The sequence below is a fragment of the Streptococcus suis genome (genome assembly GCF_002960625.1).
Classification (GTDB): domain Bacteria; phylum Bacillota; class Bacilli; order Lactobacillales; family Streptococcaceae; genus Streptococcus; species Streptococcus suis_T.
On record NZ_POJH01000030.1, the window covers coordinates 87,759 to 103,654 of the forward strand.

Annotated in this window: 18 protein-coding genes, 1 tRNA gene and 1 other RNA gene; 17 read left to right on the forward strand and 3 right to left on the reverse strand. The window is 44.1% G+C overall.

The annotated features are described in order from the left end of the window. Positions 1–239 precede the first annotated feature (239 nt). The 11 genes from C1G49_RS06385 to C1G49_RS06435 all read left to right on the forward strand — a co-directional run bounded on the left by C1G49_RS06385 (position 240) and on the right by C1G49_RS06435 (position 9,682). Positions 240–683, forward strand: coding sequence for a LytTR family DNA-binding domain-containing protein (locus tag C1G49_RS06385; protein ID WP_044773079.1), 444 nt, complete (start codon positions 240–242; stop codon positions 681–683). Continuing rightward, on the forward strand, positions 680–1,120 hold the full coding sequence (locus tag C1G49_RS06390) for a DUF3021 domain-containing protein (RefSeq protein WP_105118666.1): 441 nt from the start codon (positions 680–682) through the stop codon (positions 1,118–1,120). The genes C1G49_RS06385 and C1G49_RS06390 overlap by 4 nt, the downstream gene beginning before the upstream one ends. A 33-nt stretch (positions 1,121–1,153) precedes the next feature. Then, entirely contained in the window at positions 1,154–1,327 is a 174-nt protein-coding gene (locus C1G49_RS11170; RefSeq protein ID WP_009910995.1) for a hypothetical protein, read from the forward strand. A 140-nt stretch (positions 1,328–1,467) separates the two neighbouring features. Next, positions 1,468–3,639 (forward strand): anaerobic ribonucleoside-triphosphate reductase, encoded by a 2,172-nt coding sequence (gene nrdD, locus C1G49_RS06400; protein WP_105118665.1) that lies wholly within the window; start codon positions 1,468–1,470, stop codon positions 3,637–3,639. A 102-nt stretch (positions 3,640–3,741) separates the two neighbouring features. Then, positions 3,742–3,876, forward strand: coding sequence for a hypothetical protein (locus C1G49_RS11375; protein WP_014638808.1), 135 nt, complete (start codon positions 3,742–3,744; stop codon positions 3,874–3,876). A 1-nt stretch (position 3,877) separates the two neighbouring features. Beyond that, the gene (locus tag C1G49_RS06410; RefSeq protein WP_105125035.1) at positions 3,878–5,224 is read left to right on the forward strand and encodes a bifunctional metallophosphatase/5'-nucleotidase; all 1,347 of its coding nucleotides are present in this window, start codon (positions 3,878–3,880) and stop codon (positions 5,222–5,224) included. Position 5,225: 1 nt separating this feature from the next. Beyond that, on the forward strand, positions 5,226–5,717 hold the full coding sequence (locus tag C1G49_RS06415; RefSeq protein WP_105125036.1) for a GNAT family N-acetyltransferase: 492 nt from the start codon (positions 5,226–5,228) through the stop codon (positions 5,715–5,717). A 15-nt stretch (positions 5,718–5,732) separates the two neighbouring features. After that, a complete protein-coding gene (gene nrdG, locus C1G49_RS06420) occupies positions 5,733–6,305 on the forward strand; it encodes an anaerobic ribonucleoside-triphosphate reductase activating protein (protein WP_105125037.1) in 573 nt (190 codons plus the stop codon). A 166-nt stretch (positions 6,306–6,471) separates the two neighbouring features. Then, positions 6,472–7,374 (forward strand): ABC transporter ATP-binding protein, encoded by a 903-nt coding sequence (locus tag C1G49_RS06425; RefSeq protein WP_105125038.1) that lies wholly within the window; start codon positions 6,472–6,474, stop codon positions 7,372–7,374. A gap of 2 nt (positions 7,375–7,376) precedes the next feature. Continuing rightward, on the forward strand, positions 7,377–8,609 hold the full coding sequence (locus tag C1G49_RS06430) for a hypothetical protein (protein WP_153048227.1): 1,233 nt from the start codon (positions 7,377–7,379) through the stop codon (positions 8,607–8,609). Beyond that, a complete protein-coding gene (locus C1G49_RS06435; RefSeq protein ID WP_105125040.1) occupies positions 8,600–9,682 on the forward strand; it encodes a hypothetical protein in 1,083 nt (360 codons plus the stop codon). The genes C1G49_RS06430 and C1G49_RS06435 overlap by 10 nt, the downstream gene beginning before the upstream one ends. Before the next feature lie 212 nt (positions 9,683–9,894). Here the strand turns inward: C1G49_RS06435 and C1G49_RS06440 are convergent. From C1G49_RS06440 to C1G49_RS06450, 3 genes are all read right to left on the reverse strand, one after another. Next, positions 9,895–9,967 (reverse strand) — tRNA-Lys (locus C1G49_RS06440). 7 nt (positions 9,968–9,974) lie between these two features. Further along, positions 9,975–10,168, reverse strand: a non-coding RNA gene (gene ssrS, locus C1G49_RS06445) — 6S RNA. Positions 10,169–10,239: 71 nt separating this feature from the next. Next, positions 10,240–11,523, reverse strand: a complete 1,284-nt coding sequence (locus tag C1G49_RS06450; RefSeq protein WP_105125041.1) for a replication-associated recombination protein A — start codon at positions 11,521–11,523, stop codon at positions 10,240–10,242. Between the two features lie 69 nt (positions 11,524–11,592). On the opposite strand from C1G49_RS06450, the gene C1G49_RS06455 reads away from it, so the two are divergent. The 6 genes from C1G49_RS06455 to C1G49_RS06480 all read left to right on the forward strand — a co-directional run bounded on the left by C1G49_RS06455 (position 11,593) and on the right by C1G49_RS06480 (position 15,893). After that, positions 11,593–11,922, forward strand: coding sequence for a MazG nucleotide pyrophosphohydrolase domain-containing protein (locus C1G49_RS06455; protein WP_105125042.1), 330 nt, complete (start codon positions 11,593–11,595; stop codon positions 11,920–11,922). A 111-nt stretch (positions 11,923–12,033) separates the two neighbouring features. Next, positions 12,034–12,504 (forward strand): DUF3013 family protein, encoded by a 471-nt coding sequence (locus tag C1G49_RS06460; protein WP_105118653.1) that lies wholly within the window; start codon positions 12,034–12,036, stop codon positions 12,502–12,504. Between the two features lies 1 nt (position 12,505). Next, a complete protein-coding gene (locus C1G49_RS06465; RefSeq protein WP_105118652.1) occupies positions 12,506–12,865 on the forward strand; it encodes a VOC family protein in 360 nt (119 codons plus the stop codon). A 50-nt stretch (positions 12,866–12,915) separates the two neighbouring features. Further along, on the forward strand, positions 12,916–13,869 hold the full coding sequence (prmA, locus tag C1G49_RS06470) for a 50S ribosomal protein L11 methyltransferase (RefSeq protein WP_105118651.1): 954 nt from the start codon (positions 12,916–12,918) through the stop codon (positions 13,867–13,869). A gap of 1 nt (position 13,870) precedes the next feature. Continuing rightward, complete coding sequence (locus C1G49_RS06475) at positions 13,871–14,617, forward strand: 16S rRNA (uracil(1498)-N(3))-methyltransferase (protein ID WP_105125043.1); 747 nt, start codon at positions 13,871–13,873, stop codon at positions 14,615–14,617. A gap of 13 nt (positions 14,618–14,630) precedes the next feature. Further along, on the forward strand, positions 14,631–15,893 hold the full coding sequence (locus tag C1G49_RS06480) for a hypothetical protein (protein WP_105125044.1): 1,263 nt from the start codon (positions 14,631–14,633) through the stop codon (positions 15,891–15,893). Positions 15,894–15,896 lie beyond the last annotated feature (3 nt).

Consider the following 15,896-nt stretch of genomic DNA (forward strand, 5'->3'; position numbering starts at 1 on the left):
TTCAATAGTTAAACTTGACGCAGTGGTTGAGTGGGCTCTAATTAGCTGATTTTATCAGCTTTTACAGCCCTACTCAACTGTGCGGGGGTGGGACGACAAAATCGAACCCTGCGGGTTACCGATTTTTGTCCCACTCCCTTTTTTGCCGTTTAGCGCTGGAAAACGACCACATAGCCAAAACCCCTTGAAACCAGTACAGAAATGGTGTTTAATAGGGTCAGAAAGAGAAGGGAGAGAAGATGAAAGTAAAATTAGCTATTTCACCAGAAATTTTGGAAGATTTGGTGACTATTGAAGCACAGGCTATGTCTGAGCAGGTTAGTCACTTGATGACCTATATTCAAAACTTGGATAAGCAGAGGTCCAGTCTAACCGTCAAAAAAGGGGAACAAGTTTATCTTGTGGAACATGATGAGATTGTCAGGCTATATCTAGAAGATAGGCTCTTGCAAGTGGAAACCGTAGAAAATGTCTATACTTCCAACCTACGCTTATATCAGGTTAAGGAGGACTTGCCGGCAAACTTCTTACAAATCTCCCAGTCGGAAATCATTCACATCAAGCAACTGGACCACCTCAAGCTGACCGCCAACGGTCTGGTCAAACTGGTCATGAAAAATGGCTCAGTCACCTACTCATCCCGTCGCTATCTAAAAGTTATCAAAGAAAGGTTAGGACTATGAAAAAATATATCTTATCAGCCAGTTTAGGCATCGCTATCGGAACCATTATCTCCATTATCACATCAGCTGTCTTCGGACAGGGAACCTACCTTCCTCTCAATCCCTTTTCAACCATGGGTGCTTACTACCTGAGCAACTTTAGTCAAGTAACTGTCATGCTGATTTGTGTAGTCATTTGGGCGGCAATCGGGATTTTGTTTCAGTTGGCAGACAAAATTTTTGAACAGGACTGGAGCCTTTTGCGAATGACGGCAACGCATTTTGGCATCACGGTTTTAGGCTTTACACCGCTGGGTATTTTGGCTGGCTGGTTTCCCGTGAAACTTGGGGCCCTTCTCTTTTTCTGGCTCATCTTTGTCTTGGTATACGCTCTGCTATTTTTCCTAAACCATCGGAAAATGGAGCGGCAAATCAAGGACATTAACGGTCGTTTGTAGTATAATAGCACTATCATTTTGTTGGAGTGTTTTATGAAAATTATTTTGACGATTGTCTATAGCTTGGGAGTGGTGTGGAATATCCTCTTTCTTGCGGTGAATGTTGGCAGAATTCCTGTCATCAACTTGCTTTGGCCTGCTGTGATTTTAGTGGCCTGTGCCATCAATTTGTACTTCTTATGGACCAGAAAACAAGAGTCAGAATAGGCTCTTGTTTTCATTTGTTTTTCAGAAATAGAATCTATATTTTGTGTAAATTTATCACTTTTATATTTTTTAACACAAGATATTGATTTTTAATTTGTGAAATGTTACACTAGTAGCAGTGAAAAATGGAGGCCAGTCAGATGAAGAAGCGAGAAAATGATGTAGAAAAACTGAATTTAGTCGTCTTGAAACGGGACGGTCGGACGGTGTCCTTTGATGAGCAAAAGATTTTTTCTGCTCTTTCGCGGGCCAATCAGGAATTGGAACACCCTGTGTCAGAGGCTGGTCTGCAGCTGGTTTTAGGGGCAAGCCTGCAAGAGATTGGTCGTCGTTTTACAGACGACATTCAGATTTATGAAATTCAGACCATTGTGGAGCAGGAGTTGCTCAAGGCTCATTTGTATGAGCTAGCAGAGCGCTATATCCAATATCGGACCCAGCGGGATTTTCGACGTCATCAGGCGACCGATATTAACTTTGAAATCCACAAGTTGCTGAGCAAGGATCAGGCCTTGGTCAATGAGAATGCCAATAAGGATGCGGATGTTTTCAATACTCAGCGGGATTTGACGGCAGGTATCGTTGGTAAGTCTATCGGTCTCAAGCTCTTGCCTGCCCATGTAGCTAATGCCCACCAAAAAGGTGACATTCATTACCACGACTTGGATTATAGTCCTTATACTCCCATGACCAACTGCTGCTTGATTGATTTCAAGGGCATGTTAGCTCAGGGCTTTAAGATTGGTAATGCGGATGTGGAAAGTCCCAAGTCGATTCAGACGGCTACGGCACAGATTTCGCAGATTATTGCCAATGTGGCATCTAGCCAGTATGGGGGTTGCTCGGCTGACCGTATCGATGAGGTTTTGGCTCCCTATGCGGAACTCAATTATCAGAAGCATTTGAAGGAAGCGAAAGACTGGGTCTTGCCAGACAAACAGGAAGACTACGCCCGTGCCAAGACCCAAAAGGATATCTACGATGCCATGCAATCCTTGGAGTATGAAATCAATACCCTTTTTACTTCCAATGGACAAACGCCTTTTACTTCGCTTGGTTTTGGTTTGGGAATTTCCTGGTTTGAACGGGAGATTCAAAAGGCCATTCTCAACATTCGTATCAAGGGTCTGGGACGGGAAGGTCGGACGGCCATTTTTCCCAAGCTGATTTTTACAGTTAAACGAGGCTTGAACTTGGAGCCTGATTCGCCCAACTATGACATCAAGCAGCTGGCGGTGGAATGTGCAACCAAGCGGATGTACCCAGATATGCTGTCTTATGACAAGATTGTTGAGTTGACCGGCTCCTTCAAGGTGCCAATGGGTTGCCGTTCTTTCCTCCAAGGTTGGCAGGATGAAAACGGTCAGGATGTGACATCTGGGCGGATGAACTTGGGTGTTGTGACCGTCAATCTGCCACGGATTGCTATGGAATCAGCGGGCGACATGGACAAATTCTGGGAAATCTTTGCAGAACGCATGGCCATTGCTAAGGATGCCTTGGTTTATCGTGTGGAGCGGGTCAAGGAGGCGACACCTGCCAATGCACCGATTTTGTATCAGTATGGGGCTTTTGGCAAGCGACTGGCCAAGACCGATGCGGTGGATGAGGTTTTCAAAAATCGCAGAGCGACCATTTCGTTGGGCTATATCGGACTCTATGAAGTCGCAACAGTTTTCTACGGTGGTCACTGGGAGGACAATCCAGAAGCCAAGGATTTCACGATTGCCATTATCAAACGAATGAAGGAATTGACAGATGCTTGGTCTGACCAATACGGCTATCATTTCTCTGTTTATTCAACCCCGTCTGAAAGTCTGACAGACCGCTTCTGCCGAATGGATACGGAGAAGTTTGGTCTGGTGGAAAATATCACCGACAAGCAGTATTACACCAATTCCTTCCACTATGATGTGCGGAAAAATCCGACTCCCTTTGAAAAACTAGATTTTGAAAAGGTCTATGTGGAGGCAGGTGCCAGCGGTGGCTTTATCCACTACTGCGAATATCCTGTTTTGCAACAAAATCCCAAGGCCTTGGAGGCTGTTTGGGACTATGCCTATGACCGTGTAGGCTATCTGGGGACCAATACCCCGATTGACCATTGCTATGCCTGTGATTTTGAAGGGGATTTTGAGCCAACGGAGCGTGGTTTCAAGTGTCCAAACTGTGGCAATAGCGACCCTAAAACAGTTGATGTGGTCAAGCGGACCTGTGGTTACCTAGGCAATCCGCAGGCCAGACCCATGGTCAACGGACGCCACAAGGAAATTATTTCCCGTGTCAAAAACATGAATGGGTCTAGTTTATAAAGAAGGACATGAGGGCTTCCGTGGTTTTGAGGAACTACGGAAGTTTGTTATAATAGGGAGAAAAATGTAATAGCTCTGCTATGTTCAAAAAAGGAGAAAACAATGGGAAAATACCAATTAGACGACAAGGGCAAGGCCTTGGTGGCGCGTTATCATGAGAAGAATTCCAATGTGAAACAGGACAAGAAGGCGCGTGTGCAGGAATTGCTCAAGCAAGCCAAGAATAAGAAAAAATAATATGGATTTTACAGATATCAGCATTCTCCATACCAATGATATGCATTCTTACATGGAGAATTTTCCAAAGAAAGCTCAGCTGATTGCGGACATTCGGGCTAGGAATGAAAAAGAGGGTGTGCCGACTTTTGTCTTTGATAGCGGGGATCTGTTTTCGGGCAATATCTTTTTCAATATGTACCGTGGAATCAAGGAAATCGAGTTAATGAATCAAATTGGTTGTCAGGCTATGACCTTGGGCAATCATGAATTTGACCACGGAGATGAGTTGCTCAGTCGCCTGGATGACTTTGCCCAGTTTCCAATTGTGTCCTCCAATCTTCGTTATCGTGATGGTGAGGTGGCGGATGAATTGGTGCCGCTGGAGGATGTTCTCGAGTTTGATATGAATGGTCAGTCCTTGTATGTTTTGGGTTTGACCACCTTGGAAACCCAGGAGGTTGCTTCGCCGTCAGACAAGGTGCTTTTTGAGGATCCTCGGAAGGCTCTACGACGACTGGTGGATCAGGTTCTTGCCAAGAATCCACAGGCTCATTTGGTTTTACTCAGTCATCTGGGCTACGATGAAGATCTTGCCTTTGCCCAGGACTTTCCAGAAGTTAATGTCATCTTGGGTGGACACACTCACACGATTTTGAGGGAGCCAAGTCAAGTGGGTGGCGTCAGCATTTGCCAAGCTGGTCAATATGGTCGCTTTGTCGGACATCTGTCCCTGCGGTGTTTTGCAGACGGGCGACATGAAGTCCTGGCTTATGACTTGATTGAGGTGGAAAAACTGACCCAAGAAGACAAGGGGGTCAAGGCCATTATCGACCAGATGAGGTCGGAACGGGACGCAGCTTTTTCCCAACCGATAGCGACTCTGCCGCAGGCACTAGACGGGGAGCGAGAGAGCATTCGTCAAGGTGTGTCCAGTCTAGCTCCTGTCATCTGTCAGGCTCTTTTTGAGCGGGCTGGCCAGCTGGGCTTGCAGGCGGACGGTGCGGTCATCAACGGTTTCGGCATTCGGGCTTCCTTGTCGGCGGGACCAATCTTTTATTCGGACTTGGTCAAGGTCCTGCCCTTTTCTAAGCGTGTGCTCTTGGTTGCTATCAAGGGCAGAGACTTGCTCTCCAGTCTACAGACAGGCCTCCACCCTCAGATGTGGGGCATTGTTTCGGACGGTGAGGATTTTATGGTCAATGGCAGAGCTGTCGAGCTAGATAGGGTCTATTATATTGTGACCAATTCTTTTGTTTGGAGTGGCAAGGACAATTACGACGATTTCCACAAGGCAGAAATTGTGCAGGATTTAGGACTGGATATTGACATCATCAGCGAATTTTTCAAGAGACAATATGGAGGCTAGTATGGAATTAAGAAGACCGACTATAGCGGATAAGGATACGATTTTGGAGATGCTGGCAGAATTTGAAAAAGCAGGCTCAGCTATGGACGGAGGCTTTATCTCCAAAGATATGGACTTTGAAGACTGGATTTTGAGAAACCAAGACTATGAGGCAGGCATCAACCTGCCAGAAGGATTTGTTCCCTCTATTCAATATGTGTCATTTGACCAGACAGGTCGAGCCCTTGGATTTCTCAGTCTACGCCTACGGCTCAACGATTTCCTGCTCAATAAAGGCGGTCATATCGGATATTCCATTCGACCGTCCGAGCGTGGCAAGGGCTATGCAAAGGAACAACTGCGACTTGGTTTGCAGGAAGCTGCTAGTAAAAATATCACCAAGGTCCTTGTGACCTGCTCGACAGACAATCAAGCCAGTCGCCGCACGATTCTGGCTTGTGGCGGTAGCCTAGAAGACACCCGCGAAGGAGTAGAACGTTACTGGATTGGCTAAAAGAAGGAGGCAGCTATGACGGAGCAGACCTGGAACAATCCCAAACCAGGCGAGTGGAAGAGTGAGGAACTCAGTCAGGGACGGATTATGGACTACAAGGCCTTTAATTTTGTGGACGGCGAAGGGGTGCGGTGTTCCCTCTATGTCAGCGGCTGCCTCTTTCACTGCCCCGGTTGCTACAACGTGGCCACCTGGTCCTTCAAGGCCGGCATTCCCTACACCAAGGAGCTGGAAGACCGCATCTTAGCAGACTTGGCCCAGCCCTATGTGCAGGGCCTGACCCTCTTGGGTGGCGAACCCTTTCTTAATACAGGTACGGTCCTCCCACTCGTCAAGCGAGTTCGGGAGGAATTGCCAGACAAGGATATTTGGTCCTGGACAGGCTACACATGGGAAGAATTGATGCAGGAAACGCCAGACAAATTGGAGTTGCTCAACTATTTGGACATTCTCGTAGATGGCCGCTATGACAAAAACAAACGCAACCTCATGTTGCAATTTAGAGGCTCATCCAACCAACGCATTATTGATGTGCAGCAGTCCCTCAAACAAGGACAGGTGGTTATTTGGGAGAGGTTGGAGAAATGATGGGTATTCATTTCATTTATTTCCCAGATACTTGGAGTGAGTAGCAAAATTAAGGTAAATAAAAGCATAGTTCTAGGGAGGCGGCTGCCTCTTTTTACTTGCCTTTCTGCAAAAAAAGATTATAATAATATTCAAAATACATTATATTGAGAAAGTGAGGCAATCTATGTTAGTGGTGAAAATTGACCAGTTTTCTTACGGTAAAAAGCTCATTTTCAAAGATATTCATATGGAAGTCCCGTCCTCGAAAATCATCGGTCTGGTTGCACCTAACGGGACAGGGAAGTCAACCTTGGTTCGAATTATTTCTGGGCATATTACTGGATCAGGGATAGAAGTGAACTATCATGGAAAGAGCTATCAAAAGGACAAGCAATATATGCGTCAACAAATTGTAAAAATGCCTGACCAGGCAGATTTGTACGACGAACTAACTGGCTTACAGCACTTGGAATTTTACGCTGCCATGTGGGGAGTAGATGTCACTTATCCACAAGAAATAGTGACGGTCTTAAATATGGGGACCTATATTCATAAAAAAGTTGGGACCTATTCATTGGGAATGCGTCAGCGCTTGTGTTTTGCTTTGGTAGTAGTGACCCAGGCTAGCTACATGCTCTTAGATGAAGTCATGAATGGTTTGGACCCAGACAATGTAGAAATGATTTCAAGTTTATTGAAAGACTTGCGGGCCCAGGGAAAGACCATGCTTATTGCTTCTCACTTGTTAGATAATTTAGACAGTATTGCTGACAGTATTTACTTTATCAAGGATGGTCATTTTTCAGTTGTCTACCACCCCCAGGAGCAGGCTTTGGAAACCGTATTGCTTTCCTTTTCATCTAAAAATGTAGTGCAGGAATTTTTAGCCTTAAAGCCGCACTTTACTTGTGTGAATAATGAGGAATGTCAAGTCACTATTCAACTGGATGAGCTGGGGGGAAGTCTTTCTGATTTTTTGGATTGGGCAAGTCGCAACCTAGATGATGTGAGAGAGATAAAGGTCGGTCGAAAAGGTAGTTATCTCATATATAAGGAATTATATGGGACCGAGGAGGAGGGAGGCTAGTGGTGCGGACTTTGAAAACACAATTCCTGCTCATCATCAACAATCGTTTATTGAAGATGCAGGCTATCGGAATGCTTCTCTGCTTGCCAATGTTGATCTTGTTCCTTTTTAGCTCTTTGGAAAATCAGTCGATTCAGTATGCTGAAGATGTAGCTAGACAGAGTGAATATGCGCAAGAAGATATAGAGTGGATGAAAAGGACCTATGATGCGTCCTTGCAAGAAAAACATGCAAGAGAAATCCAGTTAGATAGTATGGTGGTACAAAAGGCAGAGTATTTTGCAAAGGGACAGTATGTCAGTTATCTACAAGAAGCAGTCAATAGCTGGAAATTATATTTCTCCCTCCAGAAGGTGAGAGGCTACAATATAACGGAAAGTCAATTTCCTGCACTTCATTATGGAACAAATATGGCCTTTGATGATGTTAAGCGATCTACTTTAAACAGCAATTTTGCTAGGCAAAGAGTGGCCATTTTCGAAGGAATGCTAGCTTCTACCAAGGAGGTTACAATCAATGAACTTGTTGGTATTACTGCCAGAGGGCAATTTTATCGCTGGTTGGGTCACGCAGGCCCTGAGGTTTTGTATCTGCCCCTATTTTTCCTGCTGACACTTTTGTTTTCAAGTCCCATTTTTTTAGATGATAAGCAACATGAGAGCCTCTTGGAAGTAAAACCGCTTAGTCAATTGAAGTATTTATTTGATAAAATCATTAGTTACTGGTTGCTGATCAGCGGTTTTGAAATCTTCTTGCTAGCCATCATTCTTTTTGCTATCAGTAGCAGGTTTGGAGCTGGCGATTGGACGCTAGGCATTTTGACCTTCGTGGGGCAAGAAGAAGTGCAGATTTCTTCAATGGAGTTTTATGGAAAAGCAGTTCTATTTTTCCTTTTAATCAATTTTTTTCTGATTACATGTTTGGCTTCTTGCAATAAGATTTTCTCCAACAAGCCCCTGACGGTCTGTCTAAGTGGACTTGTCCTATTTTTAGAACCACTTTTGCGTTTTTTGCAGATAAACTTTTTGGGGCAAGATCTTCTCCCTAGTTATTACATTAGTTTTGGTCCAGTCTTACATGGTGTGAAAGATTATTTTTTCTATAGAGGAGATTTTTCGGTTGAAAAAGGATGGATTGTTCTATCTCTTTGGACGCTTGTTCTATTTACAATGATGTATCTTAGTGTTCTTGTAAGGGAAAGGTTTCGACAGGAAAGAGGGAGAATATGGGGATAACAAAGATAGATTGGAATTTCTTGTGTTCAAAAAATTTTATTTTAAAGGCAATGTTATCAATCGGCTTCTTATTTTTGCTATTTGTAGGCTTTAGTCTTTTTTTCCCAAGTCCAAGGCCTCGGGACTTAGTTGATCGCCAATTCAAAGTAATGGATAGTTTAGTGACCATTTATAAAAGCGACACGGAGCTGACTGCTGAAAGAAAGGAAGAAATAAGAAAACAAACCAACCGTATTTTTCAAAATTATGCCCAAGAAGATATGGTATATGTTTCAAATGATTCGGTTGAAAAATTAGTCCCAATCTTTGAAGAGCGCATGACATTACTGGAGGAGTATGAACAACTATTTCCAGAATATTATCAAGAATATTTGCCAGATAAGAAATATGTAGAGCAAGAATTTATGGTGGTGCAATTTCTTGTTAAGCGTCATCAAGATTATACAATTTATAAGCTCTATGGTCCCTTCTTTGAAAAACTCTTGATCTTTTTGGGTTATGGGGGCAGTCTGCTGATTTTTACTTTATTGACTGGCTCCTATTTTCAGAGAAAATATGCTCATTATACTTTGTTGGAAATTCTTCCTGTCACGAGAAAAAGAGAAGTTCTTATAGAACTCCCTTACACAATCGTATTGTTTTATCTATTTCCGACATCCTTAATTTTTTTGTATGCTGGGCTGTACTCCATTTTCATAGCTAAGACCAATCTGTTTACCTATCCCGTCTATCAAATGAGGACCGAAGGACAAGTATTATTGTCCATGGCTGAACTTTCTATCACCTATCTCTTATTTCCATTTCTATCTTGTTTACTTATTTATATTTTACAAGATTATTTAATCGGGTGGATGAAAGATAGTACGGTGACTACCATTATAATTTATGCTATTTCACTACTGTCCATATGGAATAAACACTTTTGGTCACCCTTGTTCCACATGTTTCCCTTGCCGATTTTACAGTCGGATACAAATATGTGGCTAAGCCTTGTAATTCTTTTGATAACGACTCTTGTTTTGCTTATAGGGAGAGAATATTTGTCGGTTAGGTCATTCCTCTTTCCAAACTAGTATAGCGTCTAGGCTATTCTAGCGGGAGTATTTTGACTGCACTGTTTCTAACCTCCAGCGATCTCCCAGATAGTTGGAGTTAAAAGCAAACACTAAAAACCAGCTATCCTCTTTGCATGGATAGCTGGTATTTTTTAACCAAATGTAGAACAAATTCACTCAAAAAACGAGAAAAAGCCTTGATAAATCAAGACTTTCCTCATATCAACCAATCCTCCCTGTAGGGATCGAACCTACGACCCACGGATTAAGAGTCCGCTGCTCTGCCAGCTGAGCTAAGGAAGGGCAAAATAAAAATGCTGTATTGGTACCGGTTATTCATGAATTGTATTGATCCCGCACGCTAGAAGCAGGTGGGTGACGTGTTTCTGACTTAGTTGCTTCTGGGTGTACCAGCCTGCATACTGCCAAAAGATCTTTGTCTCCCTAGTAATACAAAAATAGTCGGTCAACACAAAGGTATGAATTCGTATACCACAGCAGTTCTTATTTATGATTTAATATTACCACATTTTTTAAAAAAATCAAGAGAAAATCGGCAAAAAATGAAAACGTTATCAACTTTTTTTCTTGTTTTGTTTTAGTTGCTTGATTTTTTCTTGGGTCATGCCCAAGGCACGCTCGTATTTGCCGGTGTCGTTGGCAGTGAAGTAGTCCGCAGCCAATAACTTATCGGGCAGGTATTGCTGGTCCACCCATTTTTCAGGATAGGCATGCGGATACTGGTAGCCAATAGCATTTCCCAGCTCCTTACTACCGGCATAGTGACCGTCCCGAAGATGATTTGGTATAGGTAGGTGACCATTTTTCCGCAAATCAGCTAGAGCTGCATCCATAGCCAGATAGGCAGAATTGGATTTGGGAGAAAGAGCCAAATCAATGACCACATTGGCAATCAAAATCCGTGCCTCTGGAAAGCCGATTTTCTGGGCAGCTTCAAGGGCGGTCACCGTATGAATTTGTGCCTCTGGATTGGCCAAGCCGATGTCTTCGTAGGCAATGACCGTCAAGCGACGGGCCAGACTAGGTAGGTCTTCTGCCTCAATCAAACGAGCGGCGTAGTGGAGGCTGGCATTGACATCGCTACCCCGAATGGATTTTTGTAGGGCGGAGAGGATATCGTAGTGGGCATCGCCGTTCTTGTCCATGCTGATGTAGGATTTCTGCAGGCTATTTTCCACAGCATCCAGATCAATGTGGCGACTGCCGTCGTCACTTTCCTTGGTCGAAAGCACAGCCAATTCTAGCGAATTATAGGCAGCTCGCAGGTCACCGTTTGTCGCATTTGCCAGAAAGTCCAGAGCCTCAGGCTCAATGGTGACTGGGAAGTCAAAACCACGTTCACTGTCTGTCAGAGCCAGCTCCAAGGCCTGTCGGATATGGATGGTTTCCAATGGCTGCAATTCAAAAATCTGCACCCGACTACGAATGGCGGGCAGGATTGAGAAAAATGGATTTTCCGTCGTTGCTCCAATCATGATGATATTGCCGTTTTCCAAGAGAGGAAGCAGGAAGTCCTGCTTGGTCTTGTTGAGGCGGTGGATTTCATCGAGCATGAGCACCAGGCCGCCAGAAAATTTAGCCTCCTCAGCGATTTCCTGCAGTCGTTTTTGGTTGTCGGTCGTGGCATTAAAGGTTCGAAAGGCATATTTGGTCGTGCCAGCAATGGCAGAGGCGATCGAGGTCTTGCCAATCCCTGGCGGACCGTAGAGAATCATGGACGACAGCATATTGGCATCAATCATGCGACGGATAATCTTTCCAGGACCGACCAGGTGTTCCTGACCGATGACGTCATCAATGGATTTGGGCCGCATACGAAGGGCGAGATTGGCTGGCATAGGCTTCCTTTCAGTACATTTATGGTATAATCATTATACTACAATTTTAGGATTTGGAGAGAAACGAAGATGGCGGAGTTGACGGTGAGTGTTTTGGAAGAATACTTGCGTGACCACTATGGGACGACAGTTCCAGAGCAAAGTCTCTTTATGAAATTAGCGGAAGAGATTGGTGAAGTGGCAGAGCTACTGAATCAACGTGCAGGCCGCAAGATGATGGATAGCGAAGGCGACAGCTCTGCTCGTTTGGCAGAAGAATTAGCTGACGTTATTCACTATGCTGTAGCCTTGGCAGCGGTAAATCAACTAGATTTAACCAAGTCCATTTTGGAGAAAGACGAGCGGGCTTCCGTCAAATATGGTCGAGAAATAAATTTATTGGAATTTATCGTCATTTAGTTTTTCTTTTATTACGTCGTTAACTCGCTTTGCCGTACTTCAGTACAGCCTACAGCTCGTTGCCTAGTACTAAAAGTAAACTAAAAGACTATATAGAAAAGAGGAAATAGAATGGCAAAACATGGCTTTTTAGATGTGCTGGAAGCAGCACTGGACAAACATTTTACCTATGATTACGAGCTCAACTGGGACAAGAAAAACCATGCTGTTGAGTTGGCTTTTATCTTGGAAGCACAAAATACGGCTGGGATAGAAACGGTGGACGACGAAGGCAATGCCTCTGCGGAGGATATTTTCTTGGAGGAGTATGTTCTTTTCTACAACCAGGACAAGTCCCGCTTTGACGAGGAAGACTACCTGGTCGCTCTGCCATTTGACGCCAAGAAGGGCTTTTCAGCAGAGTTTCTGACCTACTTCGCAGGTTTTCTCAAGGACACTGCCGACCAAGGTTTAGATGACCTCATGGACTTTTTGGCGGATCCAGAGGCCCAAGAATTTGCGATTGCTTGGGATAGCGGGGCTTTTGAAAAAGGCAGAGCAGACTTGGTGGAAGGGGAATTTTACCCATATCCGAGGTATTGAGATGGTATATGAAATTGGAAATATTGCTCCGCTGCTACTTGTCTCAGAACTGAATCGATCACGAGTTTTTTACGAAAATCTACTACAATTGACAGTTGTTTACGAATCGTTCGAGCAAGGTCTTGTCTGTTATGCTTTTGGCTCCAATAATACCATTATTTTACGGATTCGTCAGGGAACAAAGGAAGAACTGGAGAAAATGGCTGCACCACTTGGTCAAGGGGCTGAATTTGTTTTAAATGTTGGACGTGGTTATCAATATGCCATAGGGCCTTTTGAAAAGGCCAGCTATCCTTATAGTTGGAATGGTTGTGTCGTAGCGTTTGACCCAGATGGATATAAGTGGAGTTTAGTAGGATGAAATTCAAAAAAATAATAGATTGATTCGTAGTAAGAAAGGTTAAAACAAATATGAACTCATGGCAAGAATTAACGATTCACGTGCATCGTGATGCAGAAGAAGCAGTTTCGAATCTCATGATTGAAACGGGCAGTCAGGGAGTGGCCATTAGCGACTCGGCTGACTATGTGGGACAGGAGGACCGTTTCGGCGAACTCTATCCCGAGGTGGAGCAGTCAGATATGATTGCCATTACGGCCTACTATCCTGACACTTTGGATATTGAGGAAATCAAGGCAGATTTGGCGACTCGCTTGGCGGATTTGACAGGCTTTGGCTTAGAAACAGGTCAGATTAGTTTAGAAAGTCAGGAATTGGCAGAGGAAGACTGGGCGGACAACTGGAAGAAGTACTATGAGCCAGCCCGTATTACCCACGATTTGACCATTGTACCGTCTTGGACCGACTACGAGGCGATTGCTGGTGAGAAGATTATCCGCTTAGATCCAGGTATGGCTTTCGGTACAGGAACTCACCCGACCACTAAGATGAGCCTCTTTGCTCTTTCTCAGGTCCTGCGTGGTGGAGAAACGGTCATCGACGTCGGAACAGGCTCAGGTGTCCTTTCCATTGCTAGCTCCCTCCTAGGTGCCAAGGAGATTTACGCCTATGACTTGGATGAGGTGGCGGTGCGTGTAGCTCAGGAAAATATTGACCTTAACGCCAATACTAGCAATATTCATGTCGCAGCGGGCGATTTGCTTCGTGGCGTTGATATTAAAGCAGAAGTCATCGTTGCCAACATCTTGGCGGATATTCTCATCCATCTGACCGAGGATGCCTACCGTCTGGTCAAGGACGAGGGCTACCTGATTATGAGCGGTATCATCGCGGACAAGTGGGATATGGTGCGAGCATCTGCGGAGGCGGCTGGTTTCTTCCTTGAGACTCACATGATGCAGGGCGAGTGGAATTGCTGTGTCTTTAAGAAGACGGCTGACCGCTCAGGTGTGATTGGAGGCTAGGATGCAGCAGTATTTTGTCAATGGCAGAGCACCGCAGGGCATTTTCCAGATAAGCGATAAGGACACTGCCAAGCATATGTTTTCTGTCATGCGCTTGCAGGCAGATGATCAGATTGTCCTGGTCTTTGACGATGGGATTAAACGCTTGGCGCGTGTAGTGGACAGCCAGAACCAATCTGTTGAAATCATCGAAGAACTGGTAGATAATGTTGAATTACCCGTTTCCGTTACCATTGCCATGGGCTTTCCCAAGGGAGATAAGCTCGAATTTGTCGCCCAAAAGGCAACGGAATTAGGCATGACAGCCCTCTGGGCCTTTCCAGCTGACTGGTCTGTGGTCAAATGGGACGGCAAAAAATTAGCCAAAAAAGCAGAAAAGCTAGAAAAAATCGCCCAAGGCGCAGCCGAGCAAAGCAAACGCAATCGCATTCCAGCTGTTCGCTTGTTTGAGAAAAAAGCGGATTTCCTAGCCCAACTAGCAGGATTTGACCAGATTATCTTAGCCTACGAAGAGGCTGCAAAAGAGGGCGAACAAGCCAACCTGGTGAAAATCTTGTCTGGCTTAGAAATCGGGCAATCAGTCCTGGTCATCGTCGGTCCAGAAGGTGGTGTATCGCCTGAGGAAGTAGCCGCATTTGAAGGAGCAGGAGCTGTCAAGACAGGCCTAGGTCCTCGCATTCTCCGAGCAGAAACGGCTCCACTCTACGCCCTTTCTGCCATTAGCTACGCAACGGAATTGTTGAGATAAGGAGAATCGGGAGATGAGTGAATTAGAACAAAAGGAACACCGAGAATTGATTGTTTCGGATGATTGCTTTGCTCTCATTCAGAAAATGAGTGAGTTGGATTCATCAGCATATCAGAGATATGAAATTACGAATCCGAATATTTTGGCTCATGTTGAAAAGATAGTTCAACCAGCACTTAAACATCATCTTAAGAAAGCCGGACAGCCTAATATTCCTAAGGGATTGTTTAAAGTGGATTTGCCGATAGGCGATTTGCACAAAATCAAAGGGGAAACGGATAAGTATCGTGCTTTTGTTAAAGGTGCGGAAGGAAAATTTAAGGCTCATGCAATACTAACTCCTGCTCAAGTGGAAATTGCAAAAGGAGCAAAAGCTGCAGCTGCTGTTTCAGGAGCTATGCAGGTCGCTGCTATGGTAGTTGGTCAGTATTATATGGCTGAAATCAATGGTCAGCTTGATTCAATGAAAGAAACGTTGAACGATGTTAAGGATTTTCAAGTAAGGGAATTTAAAGGGACTGTTCGCGCTTTGATAGTTAATATTTCTCAACTATCAAAATTTTCAGCAGACTATGTCGAAAATGCTGAACTTGTAAGACTAAAGTTGATGGAGTGTGCTAACTTCCGTGCTGAAGTAACCAAGTTACTAGAACAGGTCAATCTAGCTATTGAAGAGAGTATCACTAAGGGAAAAGGATTATCTTTTGAAAAGTATGAACAGTTAATTGATAAGTTAAGTACTAATTTATTCTATCAACAAACCTTGTTGAGATTATTAGCGGAACTTAGTAAGCTAGATCTAGTCTTCTCGCAAGGAGTGGCGTCAGAGGATAGTAGTTACTATGTGTATGAGTACTATCTAAACAATTGTAATAGTCTAGGTGAAAAGATAGCCAATTGGCACAAAGATAAGATAAAATTTTTCCAAATTGACACTAAGCGCAATAGACGTACCCAAGAGGGTCCTATGAAAGTAGTTGCAGATATTGCAAAAGAGTTGGATAAGAATGCCCATGTTGCTGCTGGAGTAGGCTTTCTTGGAGGCCTTGTCGGTGCAGCAGCAGGTTTTGGAATTGGTAAAGCGGCTGGAGAGCTAAATAAGGCCATTCGTTACATTGATGTTCGAAAACGGACAGTTAAGCTAATTTCAGAACAAGAAACTGTTTCCTATCAATCTAGTAAGCGATTGTCTGTTAACAATTATGGGGAGAATGTGAAATTGTTGGTTGAAGATGGAAAAGTTTATTATCTATTGCCAGATGATAGTGAATCATAAAGG

What these genes read in the sequence shown, in the direction of transcription:
- C1G49_RS06425 (WP_105125038.1), top strand. Translation starts at nt 6,472, where the DNA reads ATGTTAGTGGTGAAAATTGACCAGTTTTCTTACGGTAAAAAGCTCATT.
- C1G49_RS06455 (WP_105125042.1), top strand. Translation starts at nt 11,593, where the DNA reads ATGGCGGAGTTGACGGTGAGTGTTTTGGAAGAATACTTGCGTGACCAC.
- C1G49_RS06385 (WP_044773079.1), top strand. Translation starts at nt 240, where the DNA reads ATGAAAGTAAAATTAGCTATTTCACCAGAAATTTTGGAAGATTTGGTG.
- C1G49_RS11170 (WP_009910995.1), top strand. Translation starts at nt 1,154, where the DNA reads ATGAAAATTATTTTGACGATTGTCTATAGCTTGGGAGTGGTGTGGAAT.
- C1G49_RS06415 (WP_105125036.1), top strand. Translation starts at nt 5,226, where the DNA reads ATGGAATTAAGAAGACCGACTATAGCGGATAAGGATACGATTTTGGAG.
- nrdD (WP_105118665.1), top strand. Translation starts at nt 1,468, where the DNA reads ATGAAGAAGCGAGAAAATGATGTAGAAAAACTGAATTTAGTCGTCTTG.
- C1G49_RS06480 (WP_105125044.1), top strand. Translation starts at nt 14,631, where the DNA reads ATGAGTGAATTAGAACAAAAGGAACACCGAGAATTGATTGTTTCGGAT.
- C1G49_RS06465 (WP_105118652.1), top strand. Translation starts at nt 12,506, where the DNA reads ATGGTATATGAAATTGGAAATATTGCTCCGCTGCTACTTGTCTCAGAA.
- C1G49_RS06460 (WP_105118653.1), top strand. Translation starts at nt 12,034, where the DNA reads ATGGCAAAACATGGCTTTTTAGATGTGCTGGAAGCAGCACTGGACAAA.
- C1G49_RS06435 (WP_105125040.1), top strand. Translation starts at nt 8,600, where the DNA reads ATGGGGATAACAAAGATAGATTGGAATTTCTTGTGTTCAAAAAATTTT.
- C1G49_RS06410 (WP_105125035.1), top strand. Translation starts at nt 3,878, where the DNA reads ATGGATTTTACAGATATCAGCATTCTCCATACCAATGATATGCATTCT.
- prmA (WP_105118651.1), top strand. Translation starts at nt 12,916, where the DNA reads ATGAACTCATGGCAAGAATTAACGATTCACGTGCATCGTGATGCAGAA.
- C1G49_RS06450 (WP_105125041.1), bottom strand. Translation starts at nt 11,523, where the DNA reads ATGCCAGCCAATCTCGCCCTTCGTATGCGGCCCAAATCCATTGATGAC.
- C1G49_RS06390 (WP_105118666.1), top strand. Translation starts at nt 680, where the DNA reads ATGAAAAAATATATCTTATCAGCCAGTTTAGGCATCGCTATCGGAACC.
- C1G49_RS11375 (WP_014638808.1), top strand. Translation starts at nt 3,742, where the DNA reads ATGGGAAAATACCAATTAGACGACAAGGGCAAGGCCTTGGTGGCGCGT.
- C1G49_RS06475 (WP_105125043.1), top strand. Translation starts at nt 13,871, where the DNA reads ATGCAGCAGTATTTTGTCAATGGCAGAGCACCGCAGGGCATTTTCCAG.
- nrdG (WP_105125037.1), top strand. Translation starts at nt 5,733, where the DNA reads ATGACGGAGCAGACCTGGAACAATCCCAAACCAGGCGAGTGGAAGAGT.